Genomic DNA, 23907 nt, shown 5'->3' with positions numbered 1-23907 from the left:
TCACTGGTGACGCGATTATGCCAGGTAAAGTCGCTTTAAATCGGCAATGTCGTTATCTGAAAAACCGAGAACATCCTTGAAGTAGCCTTCGACACTGCCGGCTTCCCGGCGAATGACATCGAGTGCAGCTTGAAGAAATTCCGTCTTGGCAGTTGCCATCTGCATAACATTGCTGACGGTAATGTCGTTACCACCAGCAGCCTTGATTTCTTGGACGCGTCGTTGACGATGTTCCACTGAGCAGTCATTGGTCAACAGGTAATCTTGTTGTGCCAGCTCTTTAGATACGCCGAGCAACCGCAATGTCAGGTAGGCAGCAACGCCAGTCCGATCTTTACCCGCCGCACAGTGAAAGACGACTGCTCCATCTTTATCAGCGAGCAGGTTGGCAAAATAGTTGTGGTAGGCTCTTTGACCGATGGGCTTAGCCAGCATGTCATGGTAAGCAGTTTTCATCAATTGATCGCCCAGGTGGGGATCGGTTGCCAGATCGTGACTAGAAGAAAACCAGGGAAGATTAGCCCCGGTTTCATCGGAGATAAAAACGGGTAGATGACGATACTGGGCCCCATCCCACTGGGGATCGGGTTCTGATTTAACTTCGCAGTTGTCACGCAAGTCGAGGATGCGGTCAACGTGGCGGTCGATGAATCCCTGTTGTTCGTCAGAATCGAGGATGTTCAGCCGTCCGGTGCGGTAAAGCCGTCCCCATTGGACATGGTGACCATCTGCGGTTTCGTAGCCACCGAGGTCACGGAAGTTATAGCCATGGCGGACGGGGATGATTCGTTTATTTTCCATTAGTCGACGCTCCCTTCATTTTCTGAATAACATTAACTAAGTGTTTGGCAATTTCAACCGATCCGGCCTGGTTAGGATGAGTGTGGTCTGTAAAGTGATGGCACCAGCCCTGGGTGCTGACTAGCTGGCAGCCAGTTTGTCGCGCGGCATTTGCGATTAATGATGCGTTGCGTTGTGAAATGGGGGTAAGAACGATCACCGGAGCAGGCCACTGCTTCTGAATTTGTTTGATTAAGGCCACAAAGCGTTGGCAAAAGACAGCCGGATCAGGCTGGTGATCATTGGTTCCTAGGTTCACCAAGACTAGTTGACAAGGCCGGGCTTGCCAAACATTATCCCGATCGATGTGATCGATCCATTTGTCCGCTGACGGAACGCCACCGGTTCCCGGGGCAAGCACGCCGCTAGCAGAGTAGGCAATCCGGTCGACGTCGAAACCACACTGGTCAGCTGCCAGTTGGAGATAGTTACTTTCCGGGCGGTAGTCAAAGGACGAATTTTTACCAGCTACCCAGCAACCGGCAGTGATGGAATCACCAATGGCGACGAGGCGTTGACGAGGTTCAGCTTTGGTGATCTTTCCGCTGATAGCCATACTAGTGATGGCAAAGCCCTGATTGCCAGTCCAGACTTGGTCGATGTCGTTATTGCCGGCGGTCATGATCTCGACATTGACAGAATGGTCCACGACAATGTGCAGAGGCATTTCATCGACTGCCACTCGTTGCCACGATCGACCCGCAATTCGCCAAGCGTAGACCTGGGGATTTGCCAAGGGATTACCATTGTTGAGTGCGTTGATGGTAATGGCTGCGTGTTTGAGCACCCGAAAGCGTAAATAGCTACCTAAATTGGTAGTGTACAGCACCTGTTGTCCGTGGATAGTTCTCACTTGCCAACGACCAAACAGTTCACAATATTGTGGGATTTGTGTGGCTGATAAATTCATTGAGCTTGCTCGTCTTGATTATCTTCGGGCATGTTCAAGGTGACGCCGCGGTGTTGCACACTGGTGCTAAAGACAATTTGGGTGCTGGTTTTGCCGAATTTTTGTTGAATGACGTTGATAAAATCATCTAAATCGGACGTGGATGGGAAGACCACTTCCATGACTTCGGAGAAATCACCGGTCACACAGTTGCATTCGATTACGTTAGGGATCTGTTGGATGTAAGGGTAGAATTCTTTCTTTTGCCGTGGCTCCAATTGGACTTGTACAAAGGCTTTAACGTGGAAGTTCAATTTTTCGAGGTTGACGGTGCTGTGATAGCCAGTAATAATTCCCTTTTTTTCGAGTTTACTGATCCGGGCAGCAATAGCTGGTGACGAAATATAGCAAGTCTGCGACATTTGCTTCAGTGATACGCGTGCGTTCTGCTGCAACATATTAATAATTTGACGGTCAATCTTATCCATAGCTTTGAAAAGCTCCCTTAAAACTTAATAATCTTAACCAAATTGTAGGGGCTTTATTCGTTAAAGTCAATCGAAAGAGAAAATCAGCTTTGTACTTTTGTTTCAGGCGAGGTTGGTAGTACAATTAAACTAAAGAGGGATTGGAGGTCTGATGATGAGCCAAGAATATGAAAACATCCTGGTTCCGGTAGACGGTTCTAAGGAAGCAGAATTAGCCTTTCATAAGGCAATTGCAACTGCTAAGCGTAATGATGCCCACATCGATGTTTTAAACGTTATTGATACGCGGGCAATGGCATACAATTTTGCCGGTATGTCCAATGGGAGCATTGCTTACCAGTTAGTAGAAAAAGCAAAGGATTACTTGGACGGTCTGCTGGAAAACGTGGATTTTGACAACATTGATATCCACGTTCGGCTCGGCAACCCCAAGACCGTTATTTCATTCGATTTTCCGCACGATCACCACAATGATTTAATTATGATTGGTGCTAGTGGTCTGTCACGGATGCAACGCGCAATGATTGGTTCTGTTACGTCATTTGTTAACCGCAACGCCCGCATCGACGTTCTGGTTGTCCGCACAAATGATGACAACCAGTTGCCAAAAGATAAGAAGTAATAGATGCTTTGACAAACTAAAGGCCGAAGAGGTTTTGCCTCTCCGGCCTTTTTTACGTACAAAAAAAGCCCCGCCATGATAGCGGAGCTTTAAAAAGTTAGTATTAACTAACGTATTTTAATTTAGTCCAAGATGCTGAAGCCCAGTTGCTTGATGTCCTTGTTGAAGCCATCAACAGTGTTCTTTGAAATCTCCATTGGAGTTTGGCCACGCTTAGCGTTGAACTTTTCCAGAATTGCAGGTGGAACAGTGATGATGTCAACGCCCATCTTTTGTGCGTCAAAGATGTTGGCTACTTCACGAGTTGAAGCCCAAAGAACTTCACACTTAGGAAGCTTGTGAGCATATTCAACAGACTTCTTAACAAAGTCAACCCATTCGTTACCAGCGTCAGCAACACGGCCAACGAAGATTGACATGTATGAAGGAACGTTAGGGTCAACTGCTTCAGTAGCTGCCTTAACTTCGTCGGCAGTAGCAATGGCAGTAACGTTAACCTTGATACCTTCGTGTGAAAGGCTGCTGATAACCTTGGTGTTAAGTTCACCTTTTTCGTTGCATACAGGAACCTTAACAAAGACATTGTCGCCAAGGGCGGTAATCTTGTGAGCTTCCTTCAACATAGTGTCAGGGTCAGTGCTGAACACTTCGAATGAAATACTGTAGTTAGGGAAGTCCTTTACAGCTTCAGTGGCAAAGTCCATGTAGTTCTTAATGCCAGCACGCTTCATCAGTGATGGGTTAGTGGTGAAGCCCTTAAGGTAGTCGTGCTTAGCCATCTTCTTCATGTCGTCAAGTACGGCACCGTCTGAAAATACCTTGATCTTAAGATCCTGCATTATTTTTTCCTCCAATATGCATGAAAGTAAACAGTGTACTGAGTTGAAACATTAACTTTTGTACGTTTATATTGTCTGCGTTCAGGGACAATTTGTCAACCACATAGTTTGATGAAAGCCTTTTCTTGGGCAAATTTAATTATCTGGGTCATGCTAGGCCCTTCAAATATCACTAAGTAAAAGGCTAACATAGGAATATTTAGCTAATTATTGTTCCTTGTACCAAGTGTAGTGGAAGTGACCAGGACGGTCGACACGCTCGTAAGTGTGAGCACCGAAGTAATCACGTTGTGCTTGCAGCAGGTTAGCTGGCAGAACGGCAGCACGGTAGGAGTCGTAGTAATTGATGGCAGCTGACAGTGCAGGTACTGGAACACCAGCCTTAACGGCCAGGGCAACGACGTCCCGGATAGCCATCTGGTACTTCTTGGCGATGTCCGTGAAGTAGTCGTCCATCAACAGGTTGTCCAGGTCAGGGTTCTTTTCAAAGGCGTCGGTGATCTTTTGCAGGAATTGGGCACGGATAATGCAACCTTCACGCCAGATCTGTGCCAGTTCACCGAACTTCAGGTCCCAGTTGTAGTGTTCGGAATCGATCCGCATTTGTTCGAAGCCTTGGGCGTATGACATAACCTTGCCAAAGTAGAGGGCTTGGCGAATCTTTTCAACGAATTCCTTCTTTTCGTCGTCAGAAAGCTTTGCTTCTTCAACTTCTGCAGGCAGTTCCTTGTTGGCAGCCAGACGTTCCTTCTTCATCATGGAGATGTAACGAGCGTAAACGGCTTCCGTGATGACTGATTGTGGGGCACCGTCTTCCAGAGCGGTTTCTGAACTCCACTTACCAGTACCCTTGTTGGCACCACGGTCCAGAATCATGTCAACGATTGGCTTAGACTTGTCGTCGCCAAGGTCGTCAGTCCGGGTAAGAATGTCGGCCGTAATGTTGATCAGGTAACTGTTCAGTTCACCTTGGTCCCAGTCATGGAAGGTAGCGGCGATGTCCTTAACAGGCATCTTCAGGACGTTACGCATGATGTTGTAGCTTTCGTCGATCAGCTCTTCATCACCGTATTCGATACCGTTGTGAACCATCTTAACATAGTGACCAGCACCGTTAGGACCAATGTAGGCAACACATGGCTTGCCATCCTTAGCCTTAGCAGCGATCTGGGTAAGAATTGGGGCAACCAGGTCGTAAGCTTCTTTTTGACCACCAGGCATCAAAGCCGGGCCGTGCAGGGCACCCAGTTCACCACCGGAAACACCCATGCCGATGAAGTTAATACCAGACTTGTCCAGCTTGGCATTACGGGCCATCGTGTCATGGAAGTTAGTGTTACCACCGTCAATCAGGACGTCACCCTTGTCCAGCAGTGGCAGCAATTGATTGATCACAGCATCAGTAGCTGCACCGGCCTTAACCATCAGTAAAATCCGCCGAGGGGTTTCCAGTGACTTAACGAAGTCTTCGATCGTGTAACTTGGGATCAGCTTCTTGTCACTGTGGTCCTTCATCATTTCATCAGTCCGGTTGCGGTGACGGTTGAAGACACCGACCGTAAAACCGCGGCTTTCAATGTTGAGTGCCAAGTTTTTACCCATGACGGCTAAGCCGACAACACCAATTTGTGCTTTTTGATCAGACATCAAATTCACGCTCCTTAAATTAATTATTTGTATTATAGCAAACAACCGTTTGCAAACATAATAAAGTGTTACGAATATAGTTGCTTTTTATGAAAGACTGCCAATGCAAAAAATGAATCATTAAATTAGTGATGATTCTTATTGATTTCATCCTGATGATTCTGAGCTTGGTAGATCCAGTGACGACCATCACGTGCCAACAGATCATCGGAAGCCTTTGGCCCCATCGTACCAGGACGGTAGTTAGGGAAGTCGGGCTTTTCAATGTCCCAGAGGTTGCGGATAACGTCGATGAACTTCCAGGAGTAGGCAATCAGTGGCCAAGAAGCGAAGTTCGTGTGGTTGTTTTCCAGGGCATCGAGGAAAAGACGCTCGTAAGGACCCGGTGTTTCATCGTGGGCCTCGTCGCTTTGCTTGTAATCCAAATCAACTGGAATCGTGGTGAATCCTTGCCCGGCGTTCTTAGCATTCAAACGCAGGGAGAAGCCAGAAGTTGGTTCGACATAAATGGTCAAAACGTTAGAACGCAGGTTTTGGCTGTCATTGTCCTGCCCATGAGGGTTCTTGAAGATGTCGATAACGGGCTTCTTGAAGACAACGTCGATTCGGGTAAACTTGTCTGCTAGTTTCTTACCAGTCCGAATGTAGAATGGCACACCGTACCAGCGATAGTTATCAAACATCAATTTGGCAGCCACGAAGGTTTCGGTATTAGAGTGAGGATCCACACCGTTTTCTTCACGGTACTGGTGACCACCCTTGTCGTCAGCATCATATTGGCCACGAACAAAGTTGGCGTCAGCCTCTGATGGTGAGTACCGGCGAAGACTCCGCAGTGCTTTGACCTTTTCATACATGACGTCATTATCGGTAAAGGCAACAGGTTCTTCCATGGCTAACTGGGCAACAATTTGCATGATGTGGTTTTGGACCATATCACGGAGGGCACCGGATTCGTCATAATAACCGGCACGTTCTTCAACACCAAGGTCTTCACTCAGTGTTACCTGGATGTTGTCAATGTAGTTGTTGTTCCACATGGATTCGATGATCGGGTTGCCAAAGCGTAGTGCTTCGATATTAAGGATCATTTCCTTAGCCAGATAGTGGTCGATCCGGAAGATTTGGTCATCACGGAAAGTCTCGGAAAGCTCGTCATTCAGCTTCTTAGCTGAGTCAAAGTCATTACCGAATGGCTTTTCGATGATGAGCCGGTTGAAGCCCTTGCTTGGCTTCAAGTGCTTGTTGTTTAAATTGCGGGCGATGGTGCCAAAGAATTGTGGAGCAACGGACATGTAGAAGAGCCGGTTGCCTTCAGCACCAAATTTTTCGTCCAGGTCAGCAATCCGTTTGTAAAGTACCTTGTAGTGTTCGGCATCGGTAACGTCATGCGATTGAAAGAAGAAGTGAGTTGAGAATTTATCAGCTTGACCAGCTTGATTTTCTGTTTCTTTGCTGATTGATTCTCTAACGATCTTTTGGAATTCTTCATCACTCAACGGGTGACGTGAGGTTCCTAGCAGGGCAAAATGCTCGCCTAAGTAGCCCTTCTTGTAAAGGCTAAATAATGAAGGGTAGAGCTTGCGCCGTGCAAGGTCGCCAACACCCCCGAACAAGGTGATAACTACTCGATTTTCTGCCAATTCATTCACTCCCTCAAAAAGTTATACATATTAGCTATAAAACGCGCATCCTATTATAGACTTACCAATGGCTAAATGCACGAAAAATGAGCTTTTCAGTTGCTATCGCCAACGTCATTCAATATAAACCTTCCAGCGTGCTTCAAGGCAAGACCTTATTTAGATTTTCTCAGAGATAACATTGCGAAGGATGGTTAGCGGCAACTGACAGTAGTGATGATCCGGTTTTTGGATAACGACGCGGTCACTGTTAATGCCCACCACTTGTCCATCAACTGCTAAGGGGTGGTGATTTTCATCAAGGACATTGAGCTGAATGTGTACTAGGAACTGACTTTGCCAGGCTTGCATTAGTCGTTGATTGAGTTCTGTAGCTTTCTGTGCCTTGTGAAGTTTCTCCGGTTTAGCCTTCTCGGCACGGTTGAGGGCAGCAGTGTGGTCAGAAAGGAAAAATCCTTGCCACTTGAGCATCCCCCGATCGTGATAGCGGTGAATAAAAAAATGCTGAGCTAGTTGCTCAGCTTCTTTGGTAGGATATTGAGATACTTTCATGCTGAGCCTTCTTTAGTCGTTTTTGAACATACGTTCGATGATAATATATCACAACTTCAGAGGGCTGCGCCAGCTTTTAGTTAATCAGACGTCGATGTTCAGTAATCAATCCGGCAATGATGAAGAGAACGGTCACAATTAGCATCACAATCTCACTCAACGCCCAATTATTCGTCATGGCTTTGAGTTGACCGATAATAACCGGCCCAATGGCGGCAATAAAGTAACCGAGAGATTGAACCATCCCCGAGAGGCTGCTGGTATCGGCGGCATTGGTGGTTTTCAGACTAAAGAGCGTCATCGTAAAGGAAAATGTACCGGCTGTTCCTAACCCGAGTAAGGCGCTAATCAAGGCATAGTAGGGGAACCCACTGATTGGCAGCATCAGCAGGATCGTGCCGATGACAACCAAGGCACCTGTAACCCAAACCATGATTTGCCGGTTTTGCAGACGGGCAGCCAGTACTGGTGCCGCAAAAGATGCTGGTAAAGAAAACAGTTGGAAGAGGCTAGCTACGATGCTGGCGGTGGTATGACTCATACCGGCACTTTCGGACATTGCCGGTAGCCAGGCGACGATCGTGTAAAAAATAAATGAAGATGCCCCAAAATAGATGAGCATGGCCCAAGCACGGGGATTCTTCCACATATTGGCACCTTTCGTGCTTGACTGGTGATCATGGTGATTGAAGCGCAGGTTAGGTATCCACAGCAATAACGTTATAAGAGGCAGCAAGCTCAGAATCGTCACGGCAAAGTGCCACCCCGAAGCTTGTGCCAGTGGCGTGATTGCATAAGCACCGATTGCACTGAATAGTGATAGGGCAACGTTGTAGAGGCTAGTCATAGAACCGACACGGGTTGGTAAATTGTCGGTGATCAGCGCAGGCAATAAGACATTGATAAAGGTGATGGCGACCCCCACCAGAATTGTGCCCCAGATAAGCATGGAGTAATTAGCAATCCGCATCAGTGAGCCAATCGTCAACAGTGCCAAACTAATGGCAATCGTGGTTTCATTACCCCACCGTCGGCTGATGGCGGGGATGATGACGGAAAATAGTCCAAAACAAATGAGGGGAATCGTGGTGAGGATTCCAAGACTTGTTTCTGGGATATTAAATGATTGAGCGATCTCTTTCACAATGGAAGGGATAGACGTGATTGGTGTCCGCATGCAAGCACCAAGTAAAAATATGCCAGGGATCAGCAAACGGCTGTGTTTTACGGAATTATTCATTTGACTGATGTCCTTTCGTGTTCTAAACTCACGCCATTATAGCACAGAACGGTGTAATTTAAAACGTTTTACGTACTGCCATGATTATCTTTTTAGAATTGATTTATTGGCGATGAAAACGGATCCGTTTTACTGTACATTCATTGAACATTTGAGGTCAGCTGTTTGACGGAGTCCGCTTTCACACATATAATCAAATTGTGAATCAAAACGGAGGAAATTATGAACGCGAAATTATACCCATACCTGACTTTTGAAAATGCTGGGGAGGCCCTTCAATATTACCAAGAAGAATTTGGTGCAACGGTTTTAAGTGAAAGACCATTTACGGAAGAACAGGCTGAGCATTTAGGCTTACAGGTGGATGATCTTTCCACTACCACTGCCTATGCAGAATTTAGCATTGCGGGACAGAGGCTGATCTGTGCCGATGCTATCATGGGTCAGCCACAATCATCATCTCAGGTGGCCATTATGTTGGACTTTGGAGATGATGAGGGGGCGGCTAAAGCCTTTTTTGATCGGGTTAGTGCTTCCAATCGGCAACGAGTGACAATCCCGTTTGGCCCTCACCAACAGGGTGGCAAACTAGGCTACATCGTTGATCGCTTTGGTGTCAATTGGGCCATCAGTGCTGGGCTCATTAACCATGACGATGAAGACGAACAATAATTGACATAGCAAAACGCCCAACGGCTGGCAATTACCAACTGTTGGGCGTTTATTTTGTCTGAGATTTACAATTCTTGATATTTATCTGTCAGAATCGTCTTTTTCAGATTCAACTTCATTCAGGCGCTTAACCAAGATTTCATAAATCCGCTCGACGTCTTGGGATGTCCCCCGAAGCTCATAATCTGCCAAGAATGGAGCGTGGAAACGATGAGCATACATCCGCGCGGTTAAGCAATACTGCTCGTTGAAGTTTTTATTGCCGCTGCCAACAATGCCCAAGCACTTTTCTGCATTGTTGTTTGACGCAATATATTCCCCCAGTGAATTGGTCATTAATTCCGTAAATCCAGAATCGATGCCGTTTCCGCCATCTAAGTATGTTGGCACAAAGACGAAGAAAGGCTTGCTTTCCGGAGCCGGAATGGTTTGATTAGTAATTTCACGAAGGGTAATTTCCGCGTTTTTGGGGTTAATGCTATGTTGTTGTTTGGCAAATGTCTGCAGGTGCGTTAAGAAGGACCGCGTATTGCCTTCAATTGAAATGTAAAGAATGTTGATAGCTGCCATTGGAAATCCTCTTCTTAAAATTGATTATGTGTAATTATTTTAAACTACTAAAACATTATAATCCATTTTGTCCTAATTTGGGTCAGTATGTGGGATAGCATTGTGGTTAATTGGTTTTACTATCACTATCCGCAAGGCTATCATCACTACTCTGGCTCTGCTGGGACTTAGTTTGCTCAGCCGGAACACGTTTGACGTTCATCCATAATACGAATGAATTTTCGTATTTAGTGATGGTGATGATGAAGTCATGGAGCCTGATTTTGTCCCCTTCGTGGATGTGGGGATGTGCTCTGAGAATATATCCAGACAGGGTGACTGAGTTCATCTGTTCGAACTCTTCAAAATCCACGTTAAAGAAACGCTCAAAGTCATAAGTGGTAGTCTTACCAGCAACGTCGAAGGTGCCATCGTCACGCTTTTTAATGATGTCATCAGAAACATTGTCGATTTCGTCACGGACGGTGCCGAATAGTTCTTCGTAGATATCCTTATCGGTGACGATCCCACTGGTCCCACCATACTCGTCGACGACAACGACCATTGGCGTTCGGGTACGGATCATTTGCCGCAGGATATCGGTAATGAGGGTGCTTTCCGGAGTCGTCGGTAAATGCCGAATTAACTTGGTTAGTGGAACATCTGGATTAGAACGACTCTGGCGAATCAAATCGTAATTAAAGACGTAGCCCAGGATTTTATCCTTATTGTGGTCGGCTACGACTGGCAAACGGCTGTACTGACTTTGGACATACAACTTAATGGCATCTTCCAGTGAAGCATTGACATCAATGACCGTCAGACGCGTCCGGTCAATCATGACATCATGGGCAGTCTTGTCAGTAAAATCAAAAGCCCGCTCCATGTAAACAAGGTCGGCCCGGTCCATTTCTCCGCCACGGACGGCATTACGAGAAAGACTGATAATTTCACCTTGCGAAAGAACCTGCTTGCTTTCATCTGCGGGCTGTAAGCCAAAGAGCTTAACGATGCCGTTAGCTGAGATATTGAGCAACCAGACGAATGGGTAAAAAATGACGTGGAAATAATGCAGTGGCGTTACCACCAGCATCAAGATTTTTACCGGTAAATCAATGGCGATGTTCTTTGGTACGATTTCCGTTAGGACCACTTCAAAGTAGGTCAGGATAATCACACCAAGCACGGAACTAATGGCGTGCACAGCAGTGTTGTTAATGGACAATTGTGGTGCCTTAATGAGGGCAGCCAGCAAGTACTCGATGGTATCTTCACCAACCCAACCGAGGATGATCCCACAGACGGATGTCCCGACCTGAGTCGTTGATAGGTATTCGGTAAGGTTAGTCACCATGTTCAAAGCACGGTTAATTTTTGTCGAGGGTTTGTTTCTCTTGGCCTGCATTTCACGTAGTGCCGTGACACGCGTTTGGACCAGAGCAAACTCCGCAAAGACAAAAAACGCAGCAAAGATAAATGTAACGATGATAATAGCAAAATTGCTTAATATCTGACCGTCGTTCAATTTATTGATTCCCCGTTTCTTATAATTAAGTTTATTTTTTAGCGACTATTGCTCCTAGTATATCACGGTTATCTGGTGGTGAGTTCAATAGCTGAAGATTCACATCCTAATTTTATGGCCATGACCTAGTCTCTTGTATTATCATATGAAGTAAAGCGAATTATTAGGGGGAAATATCGTGGCAGAAATAATTGCTGATGGGGTCAACGTGGCCGCTAAAAACGGAACGAAGCTAACGGATGCGAGTTTTAATTGGCGTTCGCCAAACTTGATTGCGTTATGCAGTAATGATTCGGAATTATTAATCACTATTTCTGCTGCTATCAGTGGTCAACTGCCTTTGACCGAAGGAAAATTGACGGTCAACGGACAACCGGCTTCCGAACTGCGTCGCCATGCTGACCAAGTTATTGCTTGGGTCAGTGATCGCCCGATGAGACCGCGGATGAAGGTGAACAAATTAGTTGAGCGGCTGATTAAACGCGAGAAAGATCCGGTTTCAAAACAGCAAGCTTCAGCCATTTTGCAAGAGCTTGGGATTCCAGCCGATCTTCGTTGCCGTGATTTGGATGATCAGCAACACTTGTTATTGGAGCTTGTTTTGCCGGTATTTGCTCAGCGGCATTTTATTATGTGTGACCAACGCTTCGATAAGCTTAATTCCGCCAATACGGTGAAGGCATGGTCTCTGCTTCGTGATTATGCTCATAAAACGAGTTCGCTCGTGGTGATGGCCAGCAATGATGTGACCACGATGTTGAAGTGGGCGGACGTTATCTACTATTTTGACCGTGGCCATTTGACATCTACTAGGCAGTTGCCAACCCATGATAGCAGTGACTGTGTGGTAACGGTGACCGGTACAGGTTTTCCGGCTGAGACGGCGGAGCGTCTGGGAGCACAGATGCTGGAAGAGGCACCGAATGAAACGCGGATGCTTTTTTCTGGTAATATTCAGGCACTACTGCCACTATTAGAGCAAAATACAATTACTGACGTTCGGATTACGGACGCGTCAATTAAGGATGAATTGATGGCTTATTAAGATGAAGGGATGCTTAGATGGTACTGGAAATTGTTAATCAACATCAGGATGAATTAGCCCATGCCCTTGCTAAGACATTGCAACCACGGGCAGTGGGTATGCAGCCAACTTTTGATTCTCAGTTGCCACCTGCTGCCACACTCTGCTGGCTGCCGGCAACTTTAGCCCCGGTGGATGAGTTGGTAGATGGGCTTGTTCGTTACGTGGATCATTCAGATCAAGCACCAGCTAAAATTATTGCTTTGACGGCAGCAGGGATTTGTGATGATCTGACTGATGACCAGGCCAAGCAGCTTTACGGCAATAATTTTCAAGACGTACTATATGCTCACCAGTATGCCATCAAGATGATTGATGAATTAGAGCTTCCTTATACTGCAGTCCGGGTTCCCAAAATAGTTGGAGATGATGTGTCTGCTGAAGTGACGACAGAAGGACAGCCGTTAGCTGGTCTCAGAGTAGGGCAAGGACAATTAGCATCATTCTTAGCAACAGTGATGACGACTGATCGCTATCTCAACCAATCGATCGGCATAGGAGGAAAATAATGACAGTTAGTGAAGAATATCAAGAATGGGAAAAACGCCTCAGCAAAATTAGCTTTGGCCACTGGGACGACTTACCTGGCATCGATCTCTATGTTGATCAAGTAGTGGCTGTAGTGAATGAGCAGCTCAATACCCTGGGCTTAGTCGATGTCACCCGGTCGATGATCAATAACTACGTTAAGCATGGCTTGGTACTGGCACCCGTTAAAAAGAAATATGCTCGTTACCAGATTGCCACGATTTTGACTATTTCATTATTCAAAAATCTGTATTCCCTTTCGTCGATCAGCTCGGCAATTAGCCAATTGACGATCAATAACTATCCTCAGCAGATCTATAACCGTTTTATCGACCTGCTCAACGCTCAGCTAGCCGGGACAGAGGCGCCAGCTAACAAAAACCTGGTTCCTGAGAATGAACAGATGATTCAACTCGTCGTCAACGCCTTTGTTTACCGCTTGCGTTCAGCGGAGATGCTCCGCTTGATGGAGAAACACCAGCAACCGCAAGAAATTAAAAAGGACTAAACGAAAAAATCGCTCCAGCAGCTTGAGATAGTTGCCGGAGCGATATTTGTTTATCTAGTTTTTATAGGTTTTCGTCCATCACAAAGGTGAGTTTAGAGAGCCCAAGCCCTTGCATCATCAAGTCGGCCATCAATTTCTTAGTACGTTTTGCCATTTCAGCAACTAATTCCTTTTCGCTCTTGCTGAGGTAGGCATTAATTTGGTTGTCTTCCATGCCCTCAACCTTTGGAGCCGTTTTGTCGATCCAACTGTAGAAGAATTGACGGGCACTCTTGAGATAGTCAAGATCAGGCTTTGTAAATTCGGGGTGGTGACTCTCGACAAGCATTGAAAGTCCACGGTACATCCAGTAAGCACTCTTCAAATCCATGTTCATCTTCATCGGTGTTTGCCGGTAACTAATGTCGATGTCGTCGGCGTTGTTAAAGAATGGAACGTATGGGGTGAACGACGGGATCCCGAAGCACAGCCAGAGAATGCACGAAGCTGCTTCTGGAAGGTCATTGCGGACCTGGAGAACGTGAGAGTTTTGGGTCCTGTTCAGTGAAATTGGCCGGAAGAGGTGCTTTTGCTCTTCGGTTCCCAAGTGACCCAACGGATCGTAAGGAGTACCTTGGTAGTGACTGCTGAGGACGCTTTGAACTTCTTCCAGGGTAATCTTGTGGCTAGCCCGCATGATAAATGGGAGGTTAAAGTCCAGCGGATCCAGCTTGACATTGGGACTGAGGACCTTGTGACCGTACCATTGACGGCAGGTATTGTAATGCTGGTCAAAGACATCGGCAGTGCCAAAGATCCGGCGGAAGTTCCAACCGTGCAGATCGGGGTTCAAGTGGTGCTTCTCCACAAATTCACGGATGTTATTGGACCACATGAAGTTGTCCCGGTCATCGAAGTTGACTTCCTGGATGGCAATCCGGTTGCCAGTGACGGCATAGGAATCATCGGGGATGCGTTCTGCTACCCAGCAGTGTCCGGTGACAATTTCCATATACCAGATTTCATCTTTGTCGACGAAGATGACACCATTACCTTCAGCGGAACCATACCGGGCAACGAGCTGACCCAGGTACTGTACACCCTGGCGAGCGCTATTGATGAACGGCAAGGTCATTGCGACGATGGCATCCTCATTAATTCCACTCTCCGTGTTCAATGGATCGGCGGCGAGCACTCGTTCATTAGCGTAAACACTTTCTGTGGCGCTCATGCCGACGTTTTTTTCATTAAAGCCACTTTCGTCGTAAGTTCCTTCATTGCGCAGGTCGACGTTAGGAACACCTTGGTAGCGATAGCCGTCTGCTGGACGTTCGCCGATGAAGTGGTTGAGGTAAGCTTTGGTCTGATTAGGGTGGTCATGGTAGGCCGGGTATGAGACCAGTTTTAAAGGATTAAGCGGCTTGCCAGTATCGTCGTTTCGGGCCGCCATGGTTGAGCCGTCGATGGTGGCGTCTTTGCCGACCAGGACAGTTGTACAAGCTGAACGTTTTCTTTCCATAAATATGTACCGCCTTTCGCTAATATCTTTAGTTGAAATCTTAGTGTTGTTGCAAGTCCGCAAATTCTGCGTGGACAAGTTTTGCCAAATCTTCGGCGTCAACTTTGACTGACCTACCGATCTGTCCAGCAGAGACGTAGATTTGCCTGCTGACCTTAGCGTCGTTATCGATGAAGATCGGATAGTGGTATTTTTCATAAATGCCAACCGGAGTATTGGCACCGTGAACGTAACCGGTAGTAGCCAACAACTTCTTTAATGGTACCATCTCGACTTTTTTGTTTCCTGACACCTTAGCCAGCATTTTTTCGTTTAAGCGGGTGTCAATCGGCACTACGCCGACCAAAGGGCCGGTTTTATTGCCGGAAAGAACCAGTGTTTTATAGATAGTATGCTCTTCCAATGAACCGTGGTCGACAGTCAAAGTGCGGACATCACCATCCTGGTGGGTTGGAAAAACAGCTGACTCATATTTAACGCCGTTTTTGTCCAGGATTTGCTCAACCTGGGTCTTTTTGAGACGTTTTTTCTTCTTGCTCATGCTAATGTAGCTCCCTTTTCAAGAAAAAATTTTAGCTCTGGGGCGGACCAATTTTATCCATAATGCACCCCACTGCTAAATGTCTGTTATACTATGAATGATTATATCCCATTAACCGTCGGAAGAAAGTAAGGAGAAAGAATACGATGGCAGATTTGGTGTATCGCAAAGTAATGCGGGATATTAAGAAGAAGATTCTGGATAGTGAATATCCGAAAATGAAGCTTCCCGATGAACGAACGCTCAGCAAGATTTACAAAGTTAGCCGCAGTTCGATCAAACGTGCCTTAGGAATTTTAGCTCAGCAGGGGATTATATTTAAAAAGCGTGGTTCTGGCACCTTTATCAACCCTCTTTATTTAAAAAACCGGGCGATGTTCAATTACGAAGGCAGTAACATCGGGATTACCGATAGTTTTCAACTGGATGGTAAAAGGCAGGGTATTCAGCTGCTCGACTACCAGGTGATTCCAGCCAGTCCGGAGATGCAGCAAGATCTTTTCCTAGAACCTGATGAGTTTGTGTACAAAATCCGTCGTCTGCGTTTAGCTGATGACAATCCGTTTATCATTGAAACAGGTTATATTCCTATTCGCATTGCCCCGACCCTTTCACCGGCAGTCGTTAAGGGCTCGATCTTCAATTACCTGGAGAAGGCTAAGGGTAAGTCGGTTACCCGCTCATTTATGACAATCTCGGTTTCTCCGTCCGAAGAGGAAGACCAACAGTATTTGAACCTGAGCGCTAAGGAACCAGTTGCGTTAATGGAAGGGATTTTCTTTCTGGACGATGGCACACCGTTTGAAGTATCCAATATGCGAGTTCACTATAAGTACATGAAGTACAATACCTTCGTTAATTTAAATGAAGAATAGCGAAAGATGCCCACATGAGAATTAACCCCTGAGTTGGACAAGAAATCCGGCTTAGGGGTTCTTTTATGACTAAATTTAATTTTTATTTGTGGGATTTTGACTAAGCGGTAAAGTTGACAAAATGTTGGGACGACCCAATTATTTTTGATTATGTCAGCAAGTAGAAAATTAGATAAGCTATTGCACGTTAAATGGTATAGTGAAGCGCTTTGATAATTGGACCGTATCAATTCCTAAAGAGGTTGACTTATAGAAGAAATGCGTTATGATACTTAGTGTAAATTGATTGAATGATTTACGTTGTGTCAGCTTAAACAGATTTGATTTAAGGAGTGTTTATTAAGATGGCAGTTGATTACGATTCCAAGCAATACTTGGAAAGTGTTGATGCTTACTGGCGTGCTGCAAACTACCTTTCAGTTGGTACGCTGTTCTTGATGCATAACCCACTGCTCCGTCGTGACCTCAAGGCTTCAGATGTTAAGCCTAAGCCAATTGGTCACTGGGGCACTATTGTTCCACAAAACTTCATTTACGCGCACTTGAACCGTGTAATTAAGAAGTATGACCTGAACATGTTCTACATTGAAGGTTCCGGTCACGGTGGCCAAGTTATGGTTAACAACTCATACCTGGATGGTTCATACACGGACATTTACCCAGAATTCACCCAGGACGAAACTGGTATGGCAAAGCTGTTCAAGCACTTCTCATTCCCAGGTGGGACTGCTTCACACGCTGCTCCTGAAACTCCAGGTTCAATCCACGAAGGTGGGGAACTTGGTTACGCACTGTCACACGGTGTTGGTGCCATTCTTGACAACCCTGACGTAATTGCCGCTGTTGAAATCGGTGACGGTGAATCTGAAACTGGCCCTCTGGCAACTTCATGGTTCTCCAACCGTTTCATCAACCCAATTAAAGACGGTGCTGTTCTGCCAATCGTTCAAATCAACGGCTTCAAGATTTCAAACCCAACCATCATCTCTCGGATGAGCGATGACGACCTTACCAAGTACTACGGCGGTATGGGTTGGGATCCTCACTTTGTCAATGTTTATGGCAAGTCACACATGGAAGCCCACGAAGAAATGGCTAAGACGATGGACGCTGTTGTTGAAGAAATCAAGAACATTCAAAAGAATGCTCGTGAAAACAACGACGAAAAGATGCCTCGTTGGCCAATGATCGTTCTGCGTGCTCCTAAGGGCTGGACTGGTCCTAAGAAGGACTTGGATGGTAACCCGATTGAAAACTCATTCCGTGCTCACCAAATTCCAATTCCGGTTGACCAAGCACACATGGAACACAAGGACATGCTTGTTGACTGGATGAAGTCATACAAGCCTGAAGAACTGTTCGACGAAAATGGTCACCCAGTAGACCTCGTTGAAGAAAACGTTCCAACTCCTGACCAACGTATGTCCACTAACCCAATTACTAATGGTGGACTTGACCCTAAGCCACTGAACCTGCCTGACTACCGTAAGTTTGCCATCAAGTTTGACAAGCCTGGTTCGGTTATCAAGCAAGACATGATCGAATGGGGCAAGTGGTTGGCTGAAGTTTCCAAGCTGAACCCAACTACTTTCCGTGGCTTCGGTCCTGACGAAACTAAGTCAAACCGTATGTATGCTCTTCTTGACGATGACAAGCGTCAATGGGAAGCAGACATTCACGAACCAAACGACGAAAACCTGGCACCTGAAGGCCGTGTCATTGACTCACAACTTTCAGAACACCAGTGTGAAGGCTTCCTTGAAGGTTACACTCTGACTGGTCGTCATGGTTTCTTCGCAACTTACGAATCATTCTCACGTGTTGTTGACTCAATGCTGACTCAACACATGAAGTGGATGCGTAAGGCTCAAGAAAACTACTGGCGTAAGGACTACCCAGCTCTGAACTTCGTTAACACTTCAACTGTGTTCCAACAAGACCACAACGGTTACACTCACCAAGATCCAGGTCTGTTGACTCACATGTTCGAAAAGAACCGTCCAGACTTGGTACACGAATACCTGCCAGCTGACACCAACGAACTTCTGGCTGTTGGTAACAAGGCATTTAACGACACTGAATGCATTAACATCATTGTTACTTCAAAGCACCCACGTCCACAATGGTTCTCAATCGACGAAGCTACTGAAATCGTAAACAACGGTCTCAAGTACATCGACTGGGCATCTACGGACCAAGGCTCTGACCCTGACATTGTCTTTGCATCAACTTGCACGGAACCAACTGAAGAATCACTGGCCGCTATTGAAATTCTGCACAAGAACTTCCCAGAACTGAAGATTCGTTACATTAACATTGTTAACATCGACCGTCTTCAGACTCAGAAGATCAACAAGAACGGTCTGTCAGACGAAGAATTCGATGACCTGTTCACTACTGACAAGCCAATCATCTTCGCATGGCACGGTTACGACTCAATGATCAAGGACATCTTCTTTGACCGTCACAACCACAACGTTCACGTACACTGCTACGAAGAAAATGGTGACATCACCACTCCATTCGACATGCGTGTTCTGAACGAACTTGACCGCTGGCACTTGGCTAAGGACGCTATCCAAAGCATCCCTGGCTACGCTGAAAAGTCAGCTTCATTCTGCCAGAAGATGGATGACATGGTTGCAAAGCACAACCAATACATCCGTGACGAAGGTACTGACCTTCCTGAAATCAAGGACTGGAAGTGGCATGGCCTTAACTAAGCTCTCTGTTGAGTTTGGTTAATACCAACTACTAAAAAATTGACTCCCTGCACCGCAGGGGGTCTTTTTTTGATGAAAAAATCGGACTTTTGCCCTTTTTTATTGAAAACGGTTGTATAATTAACTAGATTACGGTACATTTAATGTATTTCATGAGAGACATAAGGAGGACATTTGTTATGTCAAAAATTGTAAAAGGGATTGCCGCAAGTGATGGGATTGGTATTGCCAAGGCTTACTTGTTAGTTGATCCTGACCTTAGTTTTGATAAGAAGAAGATTAGTGATACCGACGCTGAATATGCCCGTGTTGAAAAGGCATTCGATGCATCAATCACTGAATTGAACACTATCAAGGAAAACGCTAAGGGTCGTCTGGGCGACGACGAATTGGCAGTCTTTGATGCCCACATTGCTATTCTTTCTGACCCAGAAATGAAGAAGCAAATCAAGGCTGAAATTGACTCCAAGAAGGTATCTGCTGAAGAAGCAACCAGTGACGTAATGAATGGCTTTGCTGAAACTTTGGCAGCCATGAAGGACAACAAGTACATGCAAGAACGTGCTGCCGACGTTAAGGACGTTTCTAAGCGTGCTTTGAGTCACTTGCTTGGTAAGAAGTTGCCAAACATCGCCGCAATTGATGAACCAGTTGTCATCATTGCCCACGAAATCACCCCATCCGATACTTCGCAAATGGATAAGAAGTACGTTAAGGGTATGGTAACTGACATGGGTGGCCGGACCAGCCACGCTGCCATCATGTCACGGACTCTGCGGATTCCTGCCATCGTTGGTTCTGAATCAATTACCAAGGACGTTAAGAATGGCCAAACGGTTATTGTCGACGGTCTGCATGGTAATGCCATCGTTGACCCGAGTGACGACGAAGTTAAGGAATACCAGGCTAAGGCTGACGCCTTTGAAAAGGAACGTGCTGAATGGGCAAAGCTGGTTGACGCACCTTCCAAGTCTAAGGACGGCAAGGATTTCGAAATCTGTGCCAACATTGGTACTCCTGATGACGTTGCTGATGCCGTTAAGCAGGGCGCTGACGGCGTTGGCCTGTTCCGTTCAGAATTCCTTTACATGGGTTCTGACCACATGCCAACCGAAGATGAACAATTCAATGCTTACAAGAAGGCCGTTCAGGGCATGAATGGTAAGGCCGTTGTGGTACGGACCCTGGACATCGGTGGTGACAAGCCTTTGACTTACCTGCCACTTCCTGAAGAAATGAACCCATTCTTAGGTTACCGGGCTATCCGGATTTGCTTGGACCGCACCGAAATCTTCAAGACTCAGTTGCGTGCTTTGATTCGTGCTTCTGAATTTGGGCCAATCCAAATCATGTTCCCAATGATTGCTACCCTTCAAGAATTGCTGGATGCTAAGAAGATCTTCAACGAATGCAAGGCTGAATTACAAAAAGACAAGCCAGGTCTGGGCGACAACATTAAGATCGGTATGATGATCGAAGTTCCTCTGGCTGCTATTTATGCAGATGAATTGGCTAAGCACGTTGACTTCTTCAGCATTGGCACTAACGACTTGATCCAATACTGCTTCGCTGCTGACCGTGGTAATGATTCTGTTTCTTACCTCTACCAGCCACTTAACCCAGCTCTGTTGCGGCTGATCAAGCACGTTATCACTTCAGCTCACGCACATGGCACTAAGGCCGCAATGTGTGGTGAAATGGCTGGTGACCAACTGGCACTGCCACTGCTGATGGGTATGGGTCTTGATGAATACTCAATGAGTGCTACGTCCATCCTGCGGACCCGGAGTATGATGTCCAAGCTGGACACCAAGGAATGTGCAGCATTAGCTGACAAGGCTATCAATGAATGCCACACTACTCCAGAAGTTCAAAAGTTAGTTAAGGATGAACTGCACCTGGACTAATCTGAACAGATAAAAAGACCGTCAACGCTTAGCGCGCTGGCGGTTTTTTGTTGACATGGATGTCTGAACTAATGTGTGACAATAACGTCACACGAAGCGTTACGAACTACATAGTTAGTAACGGAACCAACGAGCATCCGTTCGACACCGGAAAGACCAGTCGATCCCATCACGATTAAATCGTTTTGGTGATCTTTTAGGAAATCCTTGGCGATTACTCGTTTTGGACTGCCAAAACGGACGTGAATAGAAACATCATCAAGTCCATTTTTCTTTGCCCGTCGTTTGAGGTCGTTTAACCTGGCATGGGTAAGGGTGACGAGGTTGTAAGCTTGGTCACCACTAATGGACCCTGCTTTGGCGTAACCGTCATTGATCTGGTTGATTTGAACCACATTCAATAAATCTAAATGGGCGTGGTTCCGTTTGGCAATGGCTGTCGCGTGGTCAACGACACGGGAAGTCACTTTGGAACCATCCACTGGTGCCAAAATCCGCTGATAATGAATTTTATCCATTAATTGATAACTCCTCTTATATATAGAAACTTTTCGGAGTTAATTATACTATGAAATATGGTAATATAATCGTATCTATGTAAAACTCAAATTGATTTTTAGGAAGTGGATACTTTGAAGAGGAATAAAAACCTGATTATCGGGCTCGTTATTCTGCTAATAGTTGTTCTTTTCGGTGGCTACCAAATGCGTGCACATACCCATTTCCGCCACAATGTTACCATCAACGGGATTAACGTTGGTGGAATGACCGTTGCCCAAGCACGGGATAAGGTCAATGCCAACCAGGAAGGTAAGTTGGTATTCCAAAATGGCAAAGTTAAACGTGATAAAAAATTAGGATCTGAACAAAAATTGTCAACGGCTGAAGTTCAGACCATGTTTAATTCTCAACGAAAGATTTTGCCTGGGCGAGCTCAGCACTTCCAAAAGTATTACCAGGGAACAGAAAGTTCGCGGAGTCACCTGAAGGCTTTAGCTGGACGCAAGGTTAGTTACCAACTTAATGGTTCAACCTATACCTTCAAGGCTAACGACTTGCTGAATGGTACTACTTATGAAGATGGGGCTTACCATGTCAATCCGGCAGCAATCACTGCTCAGTTAAACAAGATCAATGCCGAAAAGTCCACAATGGGTAAGACTTACCATGTTACTACCCCTGATGGGGACAAAGATGTCAAAGCTAAGACTTATGGCTGGGAAATTAATGTGCCTAAAGCATCTACCGCCATCTCAAACGCTCTGACTTCTAACAAGCAAAGTGTTAATGGTGGCAACTACCTAAAGGGCAATGCCTTTAATATTTACGGAACTGGCTATGGCGTTAAAGATAATGGCGGCATTGGTAAGAACTACGTTGCCGTTTCACTTGCTAAACAGCACCTGTGGGTTTACAAGAACAATAAGGTGGTTACTAGCATTAACATTGTTTCTGGGACTAATAATGGTAGCGACAACACGCCAACTGGTGTCTTCTACATTGGTTATAAGCAAAGCCCGAGCGTTCTGCGGGGTAAAAACAGCAACGGTTCTGCCTATGCCAGCAAGGTTAGTCGCTGGATGCCATTTACCGAAGACGGTTGTGGGATTCACGACGCTAGCTGGCGTAATGACTGGAGTTCCACTGCCTACGAAAGCAACGGTTCACACGGTTGTTTGAACGTAAGGCCAAGTGAAATTGATCAGGTATGGAGCAATGTTGATAAGGATGAACCCGTTGTCATCTTTTAGTTAACTGAAGAGGAGTTTTTTGATGAAGAACGTATCAAAAGTCATTGCTTTCTCCCTCATTTCGATGATCATTGCTTTGGTTATTGATCTGGTAATGTTTCACCAAATGGGTACCAATCTATTGAGCGAGGAAGTATTATGGCGAGCAGGGTTGATCGTCGTTCTATGGATCGTCGTGACGGCTTTGGCTGCATTACGGATGCGCTTTTGTGGCTACGTCACCATTCTGGTGATGCTCTACTACGCAGCGGCTGATTTTGGGGGCTTTATCACCGTTAGTCCAAAATCTTCAGCTTATGGGCTGTCAATTGAAGTTCTGAGCATTCTCGGGATTATCATTTCTGTAGTCGGCATTTGGTATGGCATCCAGCAACGACGCCAGTACGATGTTGACCGAATTAACAATAGGGGGTCAGCAAATGGAAATCAGCGTAAGTGATTACTTAGCACAGTTGCAAGCCGACCAAGTCCATGCAGAACAGACCGCGGTTACGGGTGCCAAGGTACAACAAGTAAAGACAATTCAAACCGGTTTGGAATACGTGATGGATCAGCTTGATAGTGGTTATCTCGCTAGCTACGAATGGGACGTCAGTCTGGTCCACAAGATGTCAGCCGTAATTCGTCTAGAAGCCAACTTAATCAACATTCCGATGGGTGAGAGCGAACGGCTGTTGCCCAAGCTAATCGAGGGCGTTGACCAACCACAGGCAGTTAACCTCTACCTCACTATCCAAAACGATGACGTTAACCGCTCTGGTTTTCGTATTGATATCTTGGCTGACGCGGATGTCCTAGCTACAAAGAAGGCCAGTGATTTAGTTAAACCTGCTCAGCAGTGGATTACCGAAAAGCTAGCGATGATCAATGAGAATCACCAGGAAGCTGCTGAAAAGGCTAAGAAGAAATCAACTAAGAAGTCGACCAAGAAATCTACCAAAAAGGCCTCAACCAAGCGTACCAAACGGGCTAAGAGTAGCAAATAG

Annotated in this window: 24 protein-coding genes; 11 read left to right on the top strand and 13 right to left on the bottom strand. The window is 45.9% G+C overall.

Translation table 11 applies throughout. The features are described from left to right. Nucleotides 1-15: 15 nt before the first annotated feature. Genes AB3114_RS00910 through AB3114_RS00900 form a run of 3 tightly spaced genes read right to left on the bottom strand, consistent with a single transcriptional unit; the run spans nt 16 to nt 2217 of the window. Nucleotides 16-801: a tyrosine-protein phosphatase gene (locus AB3114_RS00910; RefSeq protein ID WP_367341382.1), complete on the bottom strand. Its 786-nt coding sequence runs from the start codon at nt 799-801 to the stop codon at nt 16-18. Next, nucleotides 791-1750, bottom strand: a complete 960-nt coding sequence (locus AB3114_RS00905) for a GDSL-type esterase/lipase family protein (RefSeq protein ID WP_367341381.1) — start codon at nt 1748-1750, stop codon at nt 791-793. The genes AB3114_RS00910 and AB3114_RS00905 overlap by 11 nt, the downstream gene beginning before the upstream one ends. Next, nucleotides 1747-2217, bottom strand: coding sequence for an Lrp/AsnC family transcriptional regulator (locus AB3114_RS00900; RefSeq protein ID WP_367341380.1), 471 nt, complete (start codon nt 2215-2217; stop codon nt 1747-1749). The genes AB3114_RS00905 and AB3114_RS00900 overlap by 4 nt, the downstream gene beginning before the upstream one ends. 154 nt (nt 2218-2371) lie before the next feature. Between AB3114_RS00900 and AB3114_RS00895 the strand changes: the two genes are divergently transcribed. After that, entirely contained in the window at nt 2372-2839 is a 468-nt protein-coding gene (locus AB3114_RS00895; protein WP_367341379.1) for a universal stress protein, read from the top strand. Between the two features lie 122 nt (nt 2840-2961). Here the strand turns inward: AB3114_RS00895 and AB3114_RS00890 are convergent, their stop codons facing one another. The 5 genes from AB3114_RS00890 to AB3114_RS00870 all read right to left on the bottom strand — a co-directional run bounded on the left by AB3114_RS00890 (nt 2962) and on the right by AB3114_RS00870 (nt 8760). Then, nucleotides 2962-3678: a transaldolase family protein gene (locus tag AB3114_RS00890; RefSeq protein ID WP_367341378.1), complete on the bottom strand. Its 717-nt coding sequence runs from the start codon at nt 3676-3678 to the stop codon at nt 2962-2964. A gap of 207 nt (nt 3679-3885) precedes the next feature. Then, nucleotides 3886-5325 carry an NADP-dependent phosphogluconate dehydrogenase gene (gndA, locus tag AB3114_RS00885; RefSeq protein WP_367341377.1) on the bottom strand — a complete coding sequence of 480 codons (1440 nt, stop codon included), beginning with the start codon at nt 5323-5325 and terminating at the stop codon, nt 3886-3888. A gap of 125 nt (nt 5326-5450) precedes the next feature. After that, on the bottom strand, nt 5451-6977 hold the full coding sequence (zwf, locus tag AB3114_RS00880; RefSeq protein WP_367341376.1) for a glucose-6-phosphate dehydrogenase: 1527 nt from the start codon (nt 6975-6977) through the stop codon (nt 5451-5453). A gap of 150 nt (nt 6978-7127) precedes the next feature. After that, complete coding sequence (locus AB3114_RS00875) at nt 7128-7520, bottom strand: hypothetical protein (RefSeq protein WP_367341375.1); 393 nt, start codon at nt 7518-7520, stop codon at nt 7128-7130. Nucleotides 7521-7596: 76 nt separating this feature from the next. Beyond that, a complete protein-coding gene (locus AB3114_RS00870; RefSeq protein ID WP_367341374.1) occupies nt 7597-8760 on the bottom strand; it encodes a CynX/NimT family MFS transporter in 1164 nt (387 codons plus the stop codon). Between the two features lie 222 nt (nt 8761-8982). Between AB3114_RS00870 and AB3114_RS00865 the strand changes: the two genes are divergently transcribed. Beyond that, a complete protein-coding gene (locus AB3114_RS00865; protein ID WP_367341373.1) occupies nt 8983-9432 on the top strand; it encodes a VOC family protein in 450 nt (149 codons plus the stop codon). Nucleotides 9433-9513: 81 nt separating this feature from the next. Here AB3114_RS00865 and nrdI read toward each other — a convergent pair whose 3' ends face one another. Further along, entirely contained in the window at nt 9514-10002 is a 489-nt protein-coding gene (gene nrdI / locus AB3114_RS00860; protein ID WP_367341372.1) for a class Ib ribonucleoside-diphosphate reductase assembly flavoprotein NrdI, read from the bottom strand. Nucleotides 10003-10108: 106 nt separating this feature from the next. After that, on the bottom strand, nt 10109-11506 hold the full coding sequence (locus AB3114_RS00855) for a hemolysin family protein (protein ID WP_367341371.1): 1398 nt from the start codon (nt 11504-11506) through the stop codon (nt 10109-10111). 178 nt (nt 11507-11684) lie between these two features. Here AB3114_RS00855 and AB3114_RS00850 point away from each other — a divergent pair, with 178 nt between their 5' ends. From AB3114_RS00850 to AB3114_RS00840, 3 genes are read left to right on the top strand one after another with little or no spacing between them, the layout of a single operon-like run. Continuing rightward, nucleotides 11685-12551: a multidrug ABC transporter ATPase gene (locus tag AB3114_RS00850; RefSeq protein ID WP_367341370.1), complete on the top strand. Its 867-nt coding sequence runs from the start codon at nt 11685-11687 to the stop codon at nt 12549-12551. Between the two features lie 17 nt (nt 12552-12568). Beyond that, nucleotides 12569-13099 (top strand): NAD(P)H-binding protein, encoded by a 531-nt coding sequence (locus tag AB3114_RS00845; protein ID WP_367341369.1) that lies wholly within the window; start codon nt 12569-12571, stop codon nt 13097-13099. Further along, nucleotides 13099-13626, top strand: a complete 528-nt coding sequence (locus AB3114_RS00840; protein WP_367341368.1) for a DUF1836 domain-containing protein — start codon at nt 13099-13101, stop codon at nt 13624-13626. The genes AB3114_RS00845 and AB3114_RS00840 overlap by 1 nt, the downstream gene beginning before the upstream one ends. A gap of 61 nt (nt 13627-13687) precedes the next feature. Here the strand turns inward: AB3114_RS00840 and AB3114_RS00835 are convergent, their stop codons facing one another. Together AB3114_RS00835 and AB3114_RS00830 are read right to left on the bottom strand one after the other, a co-directional pair. Continuing rightward, nucleotides 13688-15124, bottom strand: a complete 1437-nt coding sequence (locus AB3114_RS00835; RefSeq protein WP_367341367.1) for a C69 family dipeptidase — start codon at nt 15122-15124, stop codon at nt 13688-13690. A 40-nt stretch (nt 15125-15164) separates the two neighbouring features. Beyond that, nucleotides 15165-15665 carry an aminoacyl-tRNA deacylase gene (locus tag AB3114_RS00830; RefSeq protein WP_367341366.1) on the bottom strand — a complete coding sequence of 167 codons (501 nt, stop codon included), beginning with the start codon at nt 15663-15665 and terminating at the stop codon, nt 15165-15167. Nucleotides 15666-15811: 146 nt separating this feature from the next. On the opposite strand from AB3114_RS00830, the gene AB3114_RS00825 reads away from it, so the two are divergent. From AB3114_RS00825 to ptsP, 3 genes are all read left to right on the top strand, one after another. Next, the gene (locus AB3114_RS00825; protein WP_367341365.1) at nt 15812-16540 is read left to right on the top strand and encodes a GntR family transcriptional regulator; all 729 of its coding nucleotides are present in this window, start codon (nt 15812-15814) and stop codon (nt 16538-16540) included. 344 nt (nt 16541-16884) lie between these two features. Further along, nucleotides 16885-19263, top strand: coding sequence for a phosphoketolase (locus tag AB3114_RS00820; protein WP_367341364.1), 2379 nt, complete (start codon nt 16885-16887; stop codon nt 19261-19263). 179 nt (nt 19264-19442) lie between these two features. Continuing rightward, the gene (gene ptsP / locus AB3114_RS00815) at nt 19443-21170 is read left to right on the top strand and encodes a phosphoenolpyruvate--protein phosphotransferase (protein WP_367341363.1); all 1728 of its coding nucleotides are present in this window, start codon (nt 19443-19445) and stop codon (nt 21168-21170) included. A 68-nt stretch (nt 21171-21238) separates the two neighbouring features. On the opposite strand, the gene AB3114_RS00810 is transcribed toward ptsP, so the two are convergent. Next, on the bottom strand, nt 21239-21688 hold the full coding sequence (locus tag AB3114_RS00810) for a universal stress protein (protein WP_367341362.1): 450 nt from the start codon (nt 21686-21688) through the stop codon (nt 21239-21241). Nucleotides 21689-21802: 114 nt separating this feature from the next. Here AB3114_RS00810 and AB3114_RS00805 point away from each other — a divergent pair, with 114 nt between their 5' ends. The 3 genes from AB3114_RS00805 to AB3114_RS00795 are packed head-to-tail and all read left to right on the top strand — an operon-like array spanning nt 21803 to nt 23907. Then, nucleotides 21803-22921 carry a L,D-transpeptidase family protein gene (locus tag AB3114_RS00805; RefSeq protein ID WP_367341361.1) on the top strand — a complete coding sequence of 373 codons (1119 nt, stop codon included), beginning with the start codon at nt 21803-21805 and terminating at the stop codon, nt 22919-22921. A 22-nt stretch (nt 22922-22943) separates the two neighbouring features. Next, nucleotides 22944-23360 (top strand): hypothetical protein, encoded by a 417-nt coding sequence (locus tag AB3114_RS00800; protein ID WP_367341360.1) that lies wholly within the window; start codon nt 22944-22946, stop codon nt 23358-23360. Next, the gene (locus tag AB3114_RS00795) at nt 23341-23907 is read left to right on the top strand and encodes a hypothetical protein (protein WP_367341359.1); all 567 of its coding nucleotides are present in this window, start codon (nt 23341-23343) and stop codon (nt 23905-23907) included. The genes AB3114_RS00800 and AB3114_RS00795 overlap by 20 nt, the downstream gene beginning before the upstream one ends.

This window comes from Limosilactobacillus sp., from assembly GCF_040772465.1.
GTDB lineage: Bacteria > Bacillota > Bacilli > Lactobacillales > Lactobacillaceae > Limosilactobacillus.
The sequence above is the reverse complement of the archived record's forward strand: the minus strand, read 5'-3'. Positions and strand labels throughout refer to the sequence as shown.

Bases quoted from the DNA above. Each gene is read 5' to 3' on its own strand.
- AB3114_RS00910 (WP_367341382.1), bottom strand. From the start codon at position 801: ATGGAAAATAAACGAATCATCCCCGTCCGCCATGGCTATAACTTCCGT.
- AB3114_RS00905 (WP_367341381.1), bottom strand. From the start codon at position 1,750: ATGAATTTATCAGCCACACAAATCCCACAATATTGTGAACTGTTTGGT.
- AB3114_RS00900 (WP_367341380.1), bottom strand. From the start codon at position 2,217: ATGGATAAGATTGACCGTCAAATTATTAATATGTTGCAGCAGAACGCA.
- AB3114_RS00895 (WP_367341379.1), top strand. From the start codon at position 2,372: ATGAGCCAAGAATATGAAAACATCCTGGTTCCGGTAGACGGTTCTAAG.
- AB3114_RS00890 (WP_367341378.1), bottom strand. From the start codon at position 3,678: ATGCAGGATCTTAAGATCAAGGTATTTTCAGACGGTGCCGTACTTGAC.
- gndA (WP_367341377.1), bottom strand. From the start codon at position 5,325: ATGTCTGATCAAAAAGCACAAATTGGTGTTGTCGGCTTAGCCGTCATG.
- AB3114_RS00875 (WP_367341375.1), bottom strand. From the start codon at position 7,520: ATGAAAGTATCTCAATATCCTACCAAAGAAGCTGAGCAACTAGCTCAG.
- AB3114_RS00870 (WP_367341374.1), bottom strand. From the start codon at position 8,760: ATGAATAATTCCGTAAAACACAGCCGTTTGCTGATCCCTGGCATATTT.
- AB3114_RS00865 (WP_367341373.1), top strand. From the start codon at position 8,983: ATGAACGCGAAATTATACCCATACCTGACTTTTGAAAATGCTGGGGAG.
- nrdI (WP_367341372.1), bottom strand. From the start codon at position 10,002: ATGGCAGCTATCAACATTCTTTACATTTCAATTGAAGGCAATACGCGG.
- AB3114_RS00845 (WP_367341369.1), top strand. From the start codon at position 12,569: ATGGTACTGGAAATTGTTAATCAACATCAGGATGAATTAGCCCATGCC.
- AB3114_RS00840 (WP_367341368.1), top strand. From the start codon at position 13,099: ATGACAGTTAGTGAAGAATATCAAGAATGGGAAAAACGCCTCAGCAAA.
- AB3114_RS00835 (WP_367341367.1), bottom strand. From the start codon at position 15,124: ATGGAAAGAAAACGTTCAGCTTGTACAACTGTCCTGGTCGGCAAAGAC.
- AB3114_RS00830 (WP_367341366.1), bottom strand. From the start codon at position 15,665: ATGAGCAAGAAGAAAAAACGTCTCAAAAAGACCCAGGTTGAGCAAATC.
- AB3114_RS00825 (WP_367341365.1), top strand. From the start codon at position 15,812: ATGGCAGATTTGGTGTATCGCAAAGTAATGCGGGATATTAAGAAGAAG.
- AB3114_RS00820 (WP_367341364.1), top strand. From the start codon at position 16,885: ATGGCAGTTGATTACGATTCCAAGCAATACTTGGAAAGTGTTGATGCT.
- ptsP (WP_367341363.1), top strand. From the start codon at position 19,443: ATGTCAAAAATTGTAAAAGGGATTGCCGCAAGTGATGGGATTGGTATT.
- AB3114_RS00810 (WP_367341362.1), bottom strand. From the start codon at position 21,688: ATGGATAAAATTCATTATCAGCGGATTTTGGCACCAGTGGATGGTTCC.
- AB3114_RS00800 (WP_367341360.1), top strand. From the start codon at position 22,944: ATGAAGAACGTATCAAAAGTCATTGCTTTCTCCCTCATTTCGATGATC.
- AB3114_RS00795 (WP_367341359.1), top strand. From the start codon at position 23,341: ATGGAAATCAGCGTAAGTGATTACTTAGCACAGTTGCAAGCCGACCAA.